This window comes from Bifidobacterium favimelis, from assembly GCF_037963085.1.
GTDB lineage: Bacteria > Actinomycetota > Actinomycetes > Actinomycetales > Bifidobacteriaceae > Bombiscardovia > Bombiscardovia favimelis.
The window spans coordinates 137,838-152,245 of sequence record NZ_JBANDZ010000002.1; the positions used below are offsets into that span (position 1 = coordinate 137,838).

Sequence of the window (14,408 nt, forward strand, 5' to 3'; positions counted from 1 at the left end):
CCGGGGCGGAAGGGGCGGGCGATGGGCGCCCGTCGGAGGATGGTGCACGGAGGCGCCGTCCCTGGGAGAAAGGTTGTGCATGGTCATGGTCGATGCTTCTTCTTCAGGCAGGAGGCGGTTCATCCGCTTCTGTGCCGTTCTCTCCGCAGTCGCGGGGATGACTCTGGCAGGGGGTCTGTCGGTCTCGGGGGCCCGGGCCGATGACCGTTCGTCACTCGAGGGTGATGGCAATCCCGCACACTCGGCCCAGAGCCTGCCCCGTCCCCTGGTCGATTACGACTTCGCCGCCATGCCCGCCGGCGCTTCGGCGGTGGCTGATTCGGCCGCCGGATCCCCCTTCGGACAGGCCCGCCTTCTGACCGAGGGCGGAAGCCCCGCACGGGCGGTCAAGACCGATGGGTCCCTGGCCTTTGACGGCTCCTACTACGTGAAGCTTCCTGACGACATACTCAAGGGGCGCGCCAGCGCGACGGTCTCCATATTGGTGCGCAACGACCCCTTCAACGGGTCGGGCCCCTGGACCTACCTGTGGTCCCTGGGGGGCACGGGGCAGACGGGCAAGGGTTCCTGGGCCACCTCCACCCACACCTCCCTGTACACCTCGATAACCTCCAAGGGCAACGGGGATGGCGAGACCTTCTTCTCCGCATCCAGGAATCTGTCGACGGAGCGATTCGAAACCCTGACGGCGACCGTGGACGGGCGCGACGACATGGTCCGCCTCTATATCAACGGCATTCCGGTCGGTTCCTCCAAGGCCTCCACCAACCCTGCCGCCTTCGGGGACCACACCCATGACGTCATAGGGTTCTCGAGGTACCCCGGCCTGGGCGATGCCATTTTCCACGGGGCCGTGAAATCCTTCACCGTCTATGAGGGGGCGCTCACCCCCGGGCAGATAGCGGCCACCCTCCCCTCCGAAGGGGTGAGCGACCTGTTGGACAACCAGGCGGGCTCTCTGACCGTCCCGGCCAGCGCCGTCGACGACTTCACCCTGCCCACTTCCACCGGGGCCGCCGTCGTCACGTGGACCTCCTCGTACCCTGCTGCGCTGAAGGTGGACCAGGCCACTGGCCGGGTCCATGTGAACCGGAGGGGGAGTGACGTGGCGGTCACACTGACGGCCAAGCTGACGCCGGTCGAAGGAGTGCAGGAACCTTCGAAGGATGTGACCCGCGACTTCGAGATCCTTGTCCCCCGTCATCTGGACCGGGATGCGAAGAACAGGCTCCTTGCCGATGCCGTCGCGATAGAGGACGCGGGGGACATCCGCGGCGATTTCCTCCTGCCAGCCACGGTCTCCCTGCCGCAGTACAGGCTGGAGGGCTCCATGACCTGGACATCCTCTGACCCGGCCCTGGTGAAGGTGGGTGCCCGCATCTCAGGTTCGCAGCAGGTGCCCGCCCGGGTGACGAGGCCCACCTGCGGGGGCGGCAGGACTGTCTCCCTGACCGCCGTCATCAGTCCGGCCGGTTCCACGGACAGGATTGAAAAGGTCGTCAAGGTCACAGTCAAGCCCGAGTCGGCCGGGGCCGACACCACCCACAGCAGGGTCTCCGTCCATGATCCGGGCGTGGTCAAGGCCAACGGGAAGTACTACCTGTTCGGATCCCACCGGGCCTGGGCCCGCAGCACGGATCTGAAACACTGGGAACCCTTCACCAACAACCTGAGCACCGACTACAAGCGGATCCTGGCCCCGGTCTGGAATGCATGGCCCAAGCAGGAGTCCAACCCCGATGTGACCGGGAACATGTGGGCGCCTGATGTGATCTGGAACCCCACCATGCGCAAGTGGTGCATGTACCTGAGCCTGAACGGGGGAGGCTTCCCCTACCAGAAGTCCGTCATGGTCCTCCTGACGGCCGATGACATAGAGGGGGACTGGACCCTGGTCGGCCCGGTCATCTATTCGGGATTCCAGCCCTCAAACGTGGACCTGACCGATGTGCCCAGGGTGCTGGGGCGGGGTGCCGACCTCACCCGCTACGAGAGCCTGGAGGACACGGGGGTCAACATGATAGACGCCTGTGTGCGCTATGACGGCCAGGGCGGCCTGTGGATGAGCTTCGGCTCATGGTTCGGCGGCATCTGGCTGGTCAAGTTGGACCCCGCCACCGGCCTGCGTGATTACCGGACCACCTACGAGACCAAGCCCAACGTCTCTGATGCCTACTACGGGCACAAACTGGCCGGAGGTTTCGGCAACTCCGGTGAGGGGTCGGCCCTGGTGCACCGGGGCGACTGGTGGTACCTGATGCTTTCCTACGGAGGCCTGTCCCAGACCGGCGGCTACCAGATGAGGGAGTTCCGCTCCCGCTCCATCACCGGCCCCTACCTGGATCAGAACGGCAAGCCTGCCGTCTACGGGAGGAAGATAATCGACGACAAGGTGGTCAACCGCGGTCTGAGGATCACCGGGTCATACATCCAGCCTGGTCAGGAGAGCGTCCAGACCTCCCAGGGGGGCAACGCCCTCCTGGTCGATGGGGGGAGGGTCTTCAACGTCTACCACACCCGCTTCGTGCGTACCAGTGGCAACTTGGAAGAGCACCAGGTCAGGGTCAATGAGATGGTGACCTCCCCTGACGGCTGGTTGGTCATGGCCCCCTTCGAGTACTCGGACGGGGTCGGCGCCGTGACGGCCGACAGGATCCCGGGCGACTACAGCGTGGTGGTACACGACCCCACCCGCTCATATGCGGGTTCCGGTCTGGCCAGCGACGCCATCTACGTCTCCCGGACCGTCAGCCTGCGACCCGGCGGCCGTCTGGCCGGCCAGGCCAAGGGGACATGGGTGTTGCAGGGGTCGGCCCTGACCATCAATGTGACCTCCTCGGACCCGGGTGTCCGCCTGCATGGCCTCTACCGGGCCACGGTGGGCAGCCAGACCGACGAGGCCGGCCGTCCGGTCGTCTTCTTCAGCGGGGTCGGCGGAGACGTTTTCCCGCAGGCTGGTGAAGACGTCTCCAAGGGGGCCGGAGCCGTGGCCATTTGGGGTTCGCGCCCGGTCCCCTTCAAGGCCTCGATCGTCTCCTGCCAAGACCCGCAGGGCGAGGGCGCCGGCAATCCGCCGACCCTGCCGACCGGGACGGTGCCTGGGGATGTCCCGGGAGGGGAGCACCATGCCACCGACCGTGGTCCCTCCCCGGCCCGCCGTCCGGCCCACCGGCCCGCCCACCTTGGGGGTCCGGCAAGGGCTGAGGATCCGCAGGGGTTGGCGAGGACGGGTTCAACCGTCATCCCGGCCCTGGCGGCCTGCCTGGTCGCCCTCTGTCTGGGGTCCTGGGCCCTGGTCCGAGGCAGGTCAAGGTTCGATTAAGCCGGTTCTGCAAAGAAAAACGACAGATAGTGGGAAACCGGGTGAGCTGCAATATGCAACGTTATATATTAACGATGTAAAACAGCGAGTTCGTTTCTTTCCCGTGAGGAATGCATAATGAGTGAATACCATAATCCGGTCGTCCTGCAGCGGGCCGACCCCTGGGTCATCAAGCACCAGGGCGCATACTATTTCACCGGGTCCTATCCGGCCTACGACCGCATCGTCCTGCGCCGGGCGGACCGGATAGACGACCTTCAGGCCGCCCCGGAGAAAGAAATCTGGCACAAGCACGAGTCCGGCCCCATGAGCAGATACATCTGGGCCCCCGAGCTCCATCGCATAGGCGATGCCTGGTACATCTACTTCGCCGCCGCGGAGGAGGACTTCGGGTCCGCCGACCTGCCCACCCACCGGATGTTCGTCCTGGAGAACAAGGACGAAGACCCGATGAGCGACAACTGGGTGGAGAAGGGGAGGGTCGAAACCCCGGTCGACTCCTTCTCGCTGGATGCCACCACCGAGGTGATCAAGGGGGTCCAATACCTGATCTGGGCGCAGAAGGACCCTGCGATCGAGGGGAACTCCAACCTCTACATAGCGGCCATGAGCAACCCCTGGACCCTGTCGACCGAGCCGGTCATGCTCTCCAAGCCCGAGTATGACTGGGAGTGCGTCGATTTCAAGGTGAACGAGGGGCCGGCCGTCCTGCGGCACGAGGGCATGGTCTACCTGACCTACTCGGCCTCCGGCACCGGAGTGCCCTATGCAGTGGGGATGCTGACCGCCCGGGAGGACGGGGACCTCCTGGATCCCGCCTCTTGGACCAAGAGCGACCACCCGGTCTTCAAAACGGATGAGGCCAACCATCAGTACGGTCCCGGCCATAATTCGTTCACGGTCAGTGAGGACGGCAGTCAGGACCTGATGATCTACCACGCCCGAAACTACACCCACATAGAGGGCGACCCCCTCTTCGACCCCAACCGCCATGCCCGCGTGGGCCTGGTCAGGTGGACCGACGACGGGCCGGACTTCGGCGTTCCCCTGCCGGATGACCGGTGGACCCCCCAGACCAGGGACATCCTGCCCCCTGACGGGAGCCACTGAGGCCGGGACCGTCTGGCTGCGGGGCGGGCCGGCATCCTGTTCCCGGGACCATGCCGGCCGGTGCCGGGCCCCGGGAATCGGGGATCCGACCCCTGCGGTAAGGCGGGAGGGGACCCTTCCCGCCTGTCAGGCAGCTGGACACGAGCTCAACTTGTACATCGTTAGAGAAATTGCTATTATATCGTTTGCAACGTTGGAAACACGTTAGTTTACAAGGACGTGGGCACCGTTCACGTGTGAGGAAGCATGATTAGGCAGCTGTTGGGTTTGATCGCGAAGAAAGGGCCATTGTGGTCCCCGGCTTCCGAAAGGACCTTGTAACGGCTTTTCATGTTGAAAGGAATGAAGATGAAGGCAATCAGGAAAGCGGCAGTAGCTGCTGTGGCTCTGGCCACACTGGGCACTGTAGGTCTGTCCGGCTGCGGCTCAGGCAGCAAGGGCGGAGAAGCCAAGGGCAAGGACGGTGTGACCAACATCGTCATGTGGCACGGGTTCTCCGAGGCCGACGGCAAGACACTGAAGAAAATCGTCGATAACTTCAACAAGTCCCAGAAGCAGTATCACATCGATGCACAGCTGCAGCCCTGGAGCACCATCGGCGAGACCATGGTCACCAAGGTCACCTCCGGCGATGGCCCCGATTTCGTCACCACCGGCGCCGACAACGGCCAGGGTTGGTCCATCGACGGCACCTTCCAGTGCGTTTCGGACTTCTATGAAGACAAGAGCAACGAGACCGACAACTACCTGCCCAACGTGGTCAAGCAGATTCAGTTCAAGATCGACGGCAAGGACGAGAAGTGCGCGGTCCCCATGGGCTACGCCCCCACCACCGTCTGGTACAACACCGACATGTGGAAGGCCGCCGGCCTGACCGAGAAGGACTACCCCAAGACCTGGGATGAGATGCTCGAGGTGGCCAAGAAGCTGACCAAGAAGGACGGCTCCCAGTATGGCATGGCCCTGTCCGACATGGGTTGGGCAGCCTTCATGAAGGGCAACGGCACCGGCCTGTACACCACGGACGGCAAGGTCTCCATCAACTCCCCGGAGAACAAGGCCTTCCTGGAGAAGATGCGCGCCTTCTACAAGGGCGGGTACTCCAAGAGCGGCATGGATGACACCGCCGCACGTGAGTCCTTCGAGTCCGGCCAGTCCGCCATGGTCATCGTCGGCCCCTGGGAGGATCAGGCCGCGACCGACAAGGGCATCAAGCACGACCTCTTCCCCGTCCCCTCGGGCAGCGGTTCCTACACCTACCCAGACGGCAAGAAGGGTTCCAACACCGGTTCCACCGGCCTGTACTGGTGGGTCACCTCCCAGGTCAAGGACGAGGCCAAGAAGAAGGGCATCTACGCCTTCTTCAAGTACTACAACAACCATGACAACCAGGTCATGTGGTCCTTGGGTTCCGCCTACCCGCCGAACAACAAGACCGTGACCGCCGAAGAGCTTGCCAAGCGCCCCCTGATCGCCAAGGTGGCGGAGAACACCGACAAGTCCTACATCGGCATCGCCGGCCTCAAGGGCGGTTTCGCGGATATCTCCGCCACGCTCGACTCGGTGACGCAGAACACCGCCCGCACGGACGATGACATCGCCGCCTCCCTCTCCAAGGCTTCCGACAAGATCCAGAAGTACCTGGACGAGTACAAGGCCGAGGACTGATCCGACGTCCACATCCGTCGTGGAGGGCCGTGTCGGGCGTACTGTTCCCCTGACACGGCCCGTCCGCGGCTGAACCGCCACCCGGGTGACATTCCGGGGGCACTTTGGAGTACTTATGTCCGCTACCACTGAGATTCCCGCCGCGCAGGGCCCCGGTCAGGAGATCAAGGAAAACAAGAAGACCCTGTCACGGCGCAACATACGAATAGGCCTGGGCTTCGTGGCCCCCGCCCTGATCGTCCTGTCGATCTTCGTCTTCTACCCGACGGTGAAGACCCTATTCACATCGCTGACGACCGACCGGATCAACCGCAAGGGGCATTTCGTCGGCCTGCACAACTACGTCGAGCTCTTCACCAACGCAGACTTCTGGACTGATTTCCGCAACACCGTCGTCTATGCGGTGGTCTATGCCCCGCTTGTCGTCATAGTGGCCCTGGCATTCGCCATGCTGCTGAACCGCAAGGACATCAAGGGGGTCGGATTCTTCCGCACCTGCCTCTTCATGCCCTACATCATCTCGCTGACCGTGGCTTCGATCGCCTGGAGCTTCCTCCTGTCGCCCTCCCTGGGTCTCATTCCCTACTGGGCCAAGAAGTTCTTCGGTGTGCAGCACATGGACCTCCTGGGCAGCAAGTCGACGGCACTGGCCACGATCATCCTGATCACGGTCTGGAAGAACTTCGGCTACTTCATGGTCATCTTCCTGGCCGGCCTGCAGGGCATCAACCCCGACCTCTACGAGGCGGCCTCCCTTGACGGGGCCAACGCCTGGCAGCGCTTCGTCCACATCACCCTGCCGGGCCTCCTGCCCACCTTCAACTACGTGGTCATATTCGGCCTGATAGGTTCCTTCCAGGTCTTCGACCAGGTCTTCATCCTGACTTCCGGCGGCCCGGACCGGGCGACCGAGACCATCGTCTACCGCATCTACACGGAGGCCTTCGGCAACGGCAAGATGGGATATGCCTCGGCACTGTCCTACGTCCTGCTGATCATGACGCTGATCATCGGCGTCATCCAGCTGGTATGGAACAACAAGCATGAGAAGGAGGAAATCGGATGAGCAGCGCGACTTCCGCCGCAATGACAGGCAGACCGTCCAGGGAGGACCAGGAGCACCAGAAGATGCTGAGGAGGGCCCGCACCAGGCATATGATCGCCAGGATCCTCACCTACATCCTGCTGATCGCGATGACCATCATCATCATCTTCCCCCTCCTGATCGTCCTGATCACCTCCTTCACCCCCAACAAGCTGACCCAGACCTGGCCGCCCAAGGTCATCCCCGAGTCGTTCACCTTCGACAACTACACCTCCCTCTTCCAGAGGATGCCCATCGGCAAGCAGTTGCTCAACACGGTGATCTTCGCCGGGGCCGTGACGGTCTTCTCGGTCTTCTTCGATTCCCTGGCCGCCTACGGCCTGTCCAGGATCGACTTCAAGGGCAGGGGGCTGCTCCTGGGCATCCTCATCGCCACGATGATGATCCCCGGCATGGCCCTTCTGATCCCGGTCTACAAGCTCCTGGCCAGCATGGGCCTGGTGAACACCTACTGGGGCATCATCATCCCCCGTATGGCCGATGTGGGAGGCATCTTCCTCCTGAGGCAGTTCTTCATCTCCCTGCCGAAGGACCTGGATAACGCCGCCCGGATCGACGGGGCGGGCGAGTTCCGCATCTTCCTGCAGATCATCCTGCCCAACGCCAAGTCCTCGGTCCTGGTGGTGACCATGTTCAACTTCATGGGCAACTGGAACGACCTCCTGTGGCCCCTGATCATGACCAGCCGCCCGGAGACCAGGACCATCACGGCCGGGCTGGCCATGCTGACCGGCCATGGCTCCTCGGTGACCCCATACGGGGTGGTCATGGCGGGCGCCCTGATCTCTGCCCTCCCCCTGCTGATCATCTTCTTCTTCATCCAGAAGAGCTTCGTCCAGGGAATAGCCATGACGGGCATCAAGTAAGTCAGTCCAAGGGGCGACAGGGGTGTGGGGCCTGGCAGGCTCCATTCACTGGTTGCCCTCAGGAAGGGGCCGGCGGGATTCGTCCCGCCGGCCCCTTTTCATCATGCGGCATGGGCAGGTGCCGGCGGGTTGCGCGGGGAGTCTCCTGCTAGTATTTCAAATGATCGTACAATATCAGGCGGGGCAGGGCTACGGCGACGGGGATGGACCCGGTTGTTCCCTCAGGGGCGGTCCAAGTCCCTGCACAGCGGGGGAGGAAGGACTCCCCGGGAAGGTGGGCGATCCGTGCTATCTCAATTCGTGATCGAAGACAATGCCATCAGTTGGAAGGGGTGCGGCGAGGACCTCAGGGTCGAAGCCTGGGGGGACGACAGCGTCCGTGTCCGGGCCAGCCGGAACCACAGGCTGACGGACAACGGGTGGGGGCTGCTGCCCCTGGACCGGATCCCCTCCAAGGGGAGGGCGGAGACCAAGGTGAACGAGGACGGCTCCCGGGCCGTTCTGACCAACGGTGGAATCACCGTCACCCTCACCCTGCAGGAGTGGTACAACGCGGGGGCCGGCGGGATGGAGAGCCACTGCTCCCTGAGCTTCTCCGATGCCGGGGGCAGGGTCCTCCTGGAGGAGCTTCCCACAGGGGGATCCCTGGCCTTGAAGGCCCGCGAATACCACCCCGTGGGCGGCGGGGCCATGTCGGCCACCGCCTCCTTCGTCTCCCCGGAGGACGAGCGCCTCTACGGGATGGGGGAGTATCAGCAGGACTATATGAACCTCAAGGGGTGCACCTTCGAACTGGCCCACCGCAACTCACAGGCCTCCATCCCCTTCGTCGTCTCCAGCGTAGGTTACGGCTTCCTGTGGAACAACCCCGCCATCGGATCCGTCTCCTTCGCCAGGAACCGCACCCAGTGGCAGGCACAGTCCACCCCCCAGATCGATTACTGGGTCACCGCCGGCAAGAGTCCGGCGGCGATCATGCACCGGTATGCCGATGCAACCGGTCACGCCCCGGTCATGCCGGAGTGGGGGTTGGGCTTCTGGCAGTGCAAGCTGCGGTACTGGAACCAGCAGCAGGTGTTGGATGTGGCCCATGAGTTCCGCCGTCGGGGCATCCCGCTGGACGTGATCGTCATCGACTTCTTCCACTGGCCCCACATGGGGGACTACCGCTTCGAAGACGAGTTCTGGCCGGACCCCAAGGCCATGTGCGACGAACTGCATTCCATGGGCATCAAGGTCATGGTCTCAGTGTGGCCGCAGGTGTCCCTCAAGTCCGAGAACTACCCGGCCATGCATGCCAACAACCTACTGGTGAACGCGGAGCACGGGATCGACCTGGGCATGATGTTCGTGGAACCCAACCAGTTCTATGACGCCACCAACCCCGAGGCCCGTCGTTTCGTCTGGGAGCAATGCAAGAAGCACTACACGGACCTGGGGGTGGACGCCTTCTGGCTGGACGAGGCCGAACCGGAATACGGCACCTACGATTTCGCCGACTACCGTTACTACGAGGGGCCCAACGAGGTCATCGGGAACATCTATCCCGTGGCCTACAACAAGGGCTTCTACGAGGGCCAGGTGGCCGAGGGGCGCGAGGGCGACATCGTCAACCTCACCCGTTGCGCCTGGGTCGGGTCCCAACGTTACGCCTCCCTTGTCTGGTCGGGGGACGTGGGGTCCACCTTCGATGACTTCCGCCACCAGATCACCTGTGCAATCCATATGGGCATGGCCGGAATCCCCTGGTTCACGACCGACATGGGCGGGTTCCATGACGGGGATGTCGATTCCCCGGCCTTCAAGGAACTCCTCATGCGTTGGTGCGCCTTCTCCTGCTTCTCACCGGTCATGCGCAACCATGGGGACCGGGCCCGCAAGCAGGCGGACGGGTCGACCAGGGAGTCCATCCAGGCCAAGGATGGCAGTTGGCGTCTGCCCTCTGGCGCGCCCAACGAGCCATGGACCTATGGCGAACAGGTGGAGGGGGTCTTCCGCAAGTACATAGCGGTGCGTGAGGCCATGCGTCCCTACCTGCGCCAGCTCTTCCAGGAGGCTCATGAGTCCGGGGACCCACTGGTCCGGGGTCTCTTCTACGAGTTCCCCCAGGACCGGGAGGCCACCGACATCAGCGATGAGTACATGTTCGGCCCCGACCTCCTGGTCGCCCCCGTCACCGCGGCCGGGCTTGAGACCAGGTCGGTCTACCTGCCTGGCGACGCCGATGTCAACTGGACGGACCTTCACACGGGCAGGGTCCATCCGGGAGGCAGCCGGGTCGAGGCCGACTGCCCGGTGGACGTGATCCCCCTCTTCGCCAGGAACGGCAGGGACCACGGGCTGGCCGGGATGATCTGAGCAGGGTCTAGACTGACTGGAGTCAGAGGGGAGGGCATGGGATTCCGCGCCCTCCCCCGGGCATCCTCCGGGACCGCCCGTGGTCGATGAAAGGACGGGGTGTGGAACAGGGCGAACGGTATGGCCTCAACCAAGATCAGGAAGAGGCCCTTGATTCCCTGGCGCAGACCAATACATACGCCAAGCAATCCAAATGGACCACCTTCCGTCAACTCCCGGAGGGGAAGAGATGGCCCTATTTCGCCCAGCACTTCCTGCCCGGGGTGGCGGCCATCGTCATCCTCCTGGCGGTCGTGATCAGCCTGGTGGTCACCCGTCTGAACAAGCCCCCGGACCCGGTCCTGTCCGTCCAGGCCTTCAACATGAGCGCCAGTGCCGGTCAGCTGGACGAAATCAAAGAGGGCTTCGTCAAGGACAGGAAACTGGACGACGCCCGACTGGTCGACATCGGGGCCACCCTGACTCTCAACGACAACGGCTATGACGACTCGGTCAAGGCCCTGGCCCAGGTGACGGCCGGGGAGATCAACATGGTCGTGGCCCGGCGCTCCCTCTACCCGACCCTGTGCAAGCGGGGGTATGTGGCCAAGGCCGATCAGGGGGTCAAGGCAGACAGACTGAAGGCGTTGGCCGACAAGGGAATCCTGACGGACGACCAGGGGCGGCCCACCAAAGACCTGCACCGGGCCGTGGGCTTGGACCTGTCCAGGTCAGCCGTCTGGTCCGGCAGGCCCGGCCTGCCTTCCGATGCCATACTCGGATTGAGCAACGTGGCAGATTCCAAAGCCTATGTCGGGCAATTCATCGATTATCTGGACTTCAGATGATGTCGGGGCCGGCGGCGGACCTTCCCACCGTCGACTCCCTCTTGAGCAAGCGGTAACCCACGATGATCCGGCGGGGCATGGGTCTGCTCTGCCTCCCCCGCCCGCCCAATTGATCCTCCATCATAGAGACCGCCATTACGGCCATGCTGGTGAAGTCGACGGCGACTGTGGTCAGGGTCGGTGTGATGTAGCCCCCCGGGGCGATGCCGTCGAAACCGGTTACCGCCACCTGGCCAGGCACCTGTATGCCGCATTCGGCCAGCCCCCTCAATATCCCCAGGGCCAGAGAATCGTTCATGCAGCACAGGGCATCGAAGCCCAAGCCGTCTTCCACCAGATGGTGGGCCGTTAATCTGCCCTCCCGAGTGGTCCAGTCCGAGGGGACAAGGGCCTGTCCCGAGTCCAGCCCCAGCTGGTCCAAGGTAGCCAGTGCCTGCTTGTATCGGTTCTCTCTGAGGGTGACCCCCAGGGTGGGCGGGGTCCGGTTGGAGGGCGGAAATCCCCCGACGATGCCGATCCTGCGCCTGCCGCAGTCGTAGAGGTGGCGTATGGCCGCTCCGATTCCTTCCCTGCTTGGGGTCTCGATGGAATCGAAGCAGGTGTTCTCCTGGGTGCTCATATCGTCGAAGAGGAGGACGGGCAGGCCATGGCTGACCCGGCCTATCTCCCTGCCGCTGTTGTGTGTGGAACAGATGAAAAGACCGTCGCACATGGAGGAGGTCAGCTCGCTGACTTGGCTGAGTTCCTTGTCCTTATTGAACTGACTGACCTGAATGATCAGCCTCAGGTCACGGTTGTCCAGCTCGGTGGCCAGGGAGTTGGCCAGGCGGGCATAGAAGGCGTTCTCCAAATCCGGCACGATGAGGGTGAAAATCCCCGAGCGCCCTGACCTCAAGGCCCTGGCCGGCAGGTTGGCCCGGTAGTGCAGGCGTTCAGCCGCCTGGGTCACCTTCTTCCGTGTCTGCGGTTTGACGATGTCCATCCCCCGCAGGGCGGCGGAGGCGGTAGAGGGGGATACGCCGGCGGCCTGGGCCACCTCTCTCAGCGTCACCATGAAATCAGACTCCTTCAAAGGTCAGTGTCCGGCTCGAGCGTCCGATCCTGCGGTTTCCCACACCGGGCAGGGGGCGCCGACGACCCCCTCCTCAGCGTACAGACTGCCTGGATACGTGGACGGAATATCGAATCGTTGCAGCGGATATATTCAACAACTCTGTGCTGATATTCCCACAAGAATCATGACATGCTGATTTGACAAGACGAGACTTTGAGTCAGATAATCGAATCGTTGCGATTCATGGGGAATGGCAGCAGGTATCACACCGTGAAGTATGCAAGGAAGTATGCGAACAAGGCAGAGCAGCCTGGGCCGTGATCGACCCGCTCCGTCTGCCGGGGTGGCCCGAGGGGGCCAGGACCCAGGAGGGAACGGATGATGACAACCAAAGTCACACGCGTGAAGGTGGCGGCTCTGGTGGCCGCCTTGGCCACTATGGGTGCGCTCGCGGGTTGCGGGGGGGGGGATCCTCCACCGATGATCAGGGCCGTCCGATCGTCAAGATACTGGTGGTGAAGAATTCCAACCAAACCAAGATAGCCGATATGACCTGGGCCAAGGAGTTGGCCAAGGACTGCGGCTGTGCCATCCAGTGGCACGAGGTCAGCGACGATGCCTGGGGTCAGCAGAAGAACGCCTCCCTGGCCGCCGGCGAGATAGACGACCTCAACATCAGGGCCTTCAATCCGGACGACGCTGTCCGCAATTCATCGGCCTTCGAGGAGTTGGGCCAGGACATGGACAAGCTGCCTAACGTCAGCAAGTTCTTCCAGGAGCAGCCCACAGCCAAAAAATTCGTTTCGGTCGATGGCAAGGTCAGAGTCCTGCCCTCCAGCCGGACCAAGGGTTTCCTGGCTTCCGGCCAGCATCTGATGATCAACAAGACCTGGCTTGAAAAGCTGGGGCTCAAGGCACCCACCACCTGGGATGAGATGCGCAAGGTCATGGAGGCCTTCAAGACCCGCGATCCCAATGGCAACGGGAAGGCCGATGAAATCGCCTTCAACCCGCGCGAACTGGGTACCGGCAAAATCGGCGACTGGTGGAGCCCCTTCCTGATGATGAACGCCACCGGCATTGTCACGCATTTCAATTCGGGTCCCTCCCAACAGGGGATTTACCTCAAAGACGGCAAGGTCGGCAACTGGATGCAGACCGATGAGTTCCGCAAGGTCATAGCCTTCTACCGGGAGATGGTGGAGAAGGGGTGGGCCCCTTCGGACTGGGTCACCGCCAAGGACGACAAGTACAACGCCCGCAACCAGTCCGACGGGAAAATCGCGCAGGTGGGCATGGTATTCGGCTGGGACGAGTCGGCCTTCGGCTCCTACGGATCCCCCCTGGCCGAGCAGTATGAAAGCATTCCGGTGCCGTCGGCCGACGGCGTGCCTGCCGACAAGACCGTCTGGGACGGGTCCAGGGAGGCCAACAGGTTCGAGGACTACCACATGGCCATGTCAGCCAACGCAACAAACAAGGATGCCGCCCTCAAGGTCATCAACCTCCTCTACTCGGAGAAATACTCCATCCAGCAGCTCTATGGGTCCTTCACCGACAAGTACGTGGAGAAGACGGGGGAGCACTCCTACAGGGTGACCGACAAGTTCCACCAGGCCCAGGATTCCGCCAAGGTGCCGGCATTCGAGGACAGACTTGCCGGCTGGATCCCCGACGATGTGACCGTCCAGGGGGACCGTGGCATGGACCACGTGGCCGCCGTGGACAAGGCCTATGAAAAGCAGTACAAGAACTATGACCACGAGAAGGACATGATGCCCATCTACGTGCGCATCAGCGAGGCCGACCAGAACACCGTTGCCAACAACAACACGGCCCTGTTCAACTACGCCGTCCCGGTGGTCTCCAACTGGTTGGCCAAGGGGGGAGTCCAGGACGACGGAGCCTGGCAGGACTTCCAGTCCAATCTCAAGAAGTACAAGATCGACCAGAACACGGAGATCTGGCAGAAGGCCTATTCCAAGGCCGTCAAGTAACAAGACATCGGTCATGGGCCGGCTGGGGCGGTCGCCCCGGTCGGCCGGTCCCTACTTGCAAGGAGACGGATGTGCGTGAGGACAGAACCCCTGTGGGTGTC

9 protein-coding genes are annotated in these 14,408 nt (G+C 62.9%); 8 read left to right on the top strand and 1 reads right to left on the bottom strand.

Annotated features, from left to right (window positions below; translation table 11 throughout):
* Positions 1-79 precede the first annotated feature (79 nt).
* From V6584_RS06910 to V6584_RS06940, 7 genes are all read left to right on the top strand, one after another.
* A complete protein-coding gene (locus V6584_RS06910) occupies positions 80-3,322 on the top strand; it encodes a family 43 glycosylhydrolase (RefSeq protein WP_340469886.1) in 3,243 nt (1,080 codons plus the stop codon).
* Positions 3,323-3,439: 117 nt separating this feature from the next.
* The gene (locus tag V6584_RS06915) at positions 3,440-4,432 is read left to right on the top strand and encodes a glycoside hydrolase family 43 protein (protein ID WP_340469885.1); all 993 of its coding nucleotides are present in this window, start codon (positions 3,440-3,442) and stop codon (positions 4,430-4,432) included.
* Positions 4,433-4,780: 348 nt separating this feature from the next.
* Positions 4,781-6,100, top strand: coding sequence for an ABC transporter substrate-binding protein (locus V6584_RS06920; protein WP_340469884.1), 1,320 nt, complete (start codon positions 4,781-4,783; stop codon positions 6,098-6,100).
* A gap of 115 nt (positions 6,101-6,215) precedes the next feature.
* Positions 6,216-7,166, top strand: a complete 951-nt coding sequence (locus V6584_RS06925; protein WP_340469883.1) for a carbohydrate ABC transporter permease — start codon at positions 6,216-6,218, stop codon at positions 7,164-7,166.
* A complete protein-coding gene (locus tag V6584_RS06930; RefSeq protein WP_340469882.1) occupies positions 7,163-8,071 on the top strand; it encodes a carbohydrate ABC transporter permease in 909 nt (302 codons plus the stop codon). Before V6584_RS06925 ends, V6584_RS06930 begins: the two co-directional genes overlap by 4 nt.
* Positions 8,072-8,356: 285 nt before the next feature.
* A complete protein-coding gene (locus V6584_RS06935) occupies positions 8,357-10,429 on the top strand; it encodes a glycoside hydrolase family 31 protein (RefSeq protein WP_340469881.1) in 2,073 nt (690 codons plus the stop codon).
* Between the two features lie 101 nt (positions 10,430-10,530).
* Entirely contained in the window at positions 10,531-11,256 is a 726-nt protein-coding gene (locus V6584_RS06940; RefSeq protein WP_340469880.1) for a hypothetical protein, read from the top strand.
* Here V6584_RS06940 and V6584_RS06945 read toward each other — a convergent pair.
* Complete coding sequence (locus V6584_RS06945; RefSeq protein WP_340469879.1) at positions 11,249-12,310, bottom strand: LacI family DNA-binding transcriptional regulator; 1,062 nt, start codon at positions 12,308-12,310, stop codon at positions 11,249-11,251. The genes V6584_RS06940 and V6584_RS06945 overlap by 8 nt on opposite strands.
* Positions 12,311-12,825: 515 nt before the next feature.
* Here V6584_RS06945 and V6584_RS06950 point away from each other — a divergent pair.
* Entirely contained in the window at positions 12,826-14,307 is a 1,482-nt protein-coding gene (locus V6584_RS06950) for a type 2 periplasmic-binding domain-containing protein (protein WP_340469876.1), read from the top strand.
* Positions 14,308-14,408 lie beyond the last annotated feature (101 nt).

Coding starts and splice junctions, on each gene's coding strand:
- V6584_RS06910 (WP_340469886.1), top strand. CDS start 80: ATGGTCATGGTCGATGCTTCTTCTTCAGGCAGGAGGCGGTTCATCCGC.
- V6584_RS06915 (WP_340469885.1), top strand. CDS start 3,440: ATGAGTGAATACCATAATCCGGTCGTCCTGCAGCGGGCCGACCCCTGG.
- V6584_RS06920 (WP_340469884.1), top strand. CDS start 4,781: ATGAAGGCAATCAGGAAAGCGGCAGTAGCTGCTGTGGCTCTGGCCACA.
- V6584_RS06925 (WP_340469883.1), top strand. CDS start 6,216: ATGTCCGCTACCACTGAGATTCCCGCCGCGCAGGGCCCCGGTCAGGAG.
- V6584_RS06930 (WP_340469882.1), top strand. CDS start 7,163: ATGAGCAGCGCGACTTCCGCCGCAATGACAGGCAGACCGTCCAGGGAG.
- V6584_RS06945 (WP_340469879.1), bottom strand. CDS start 12,310: ATGGTGACGCTGAGAGAGGTGGCCCAGGCCGCCGGCGTATCCCCCTCT.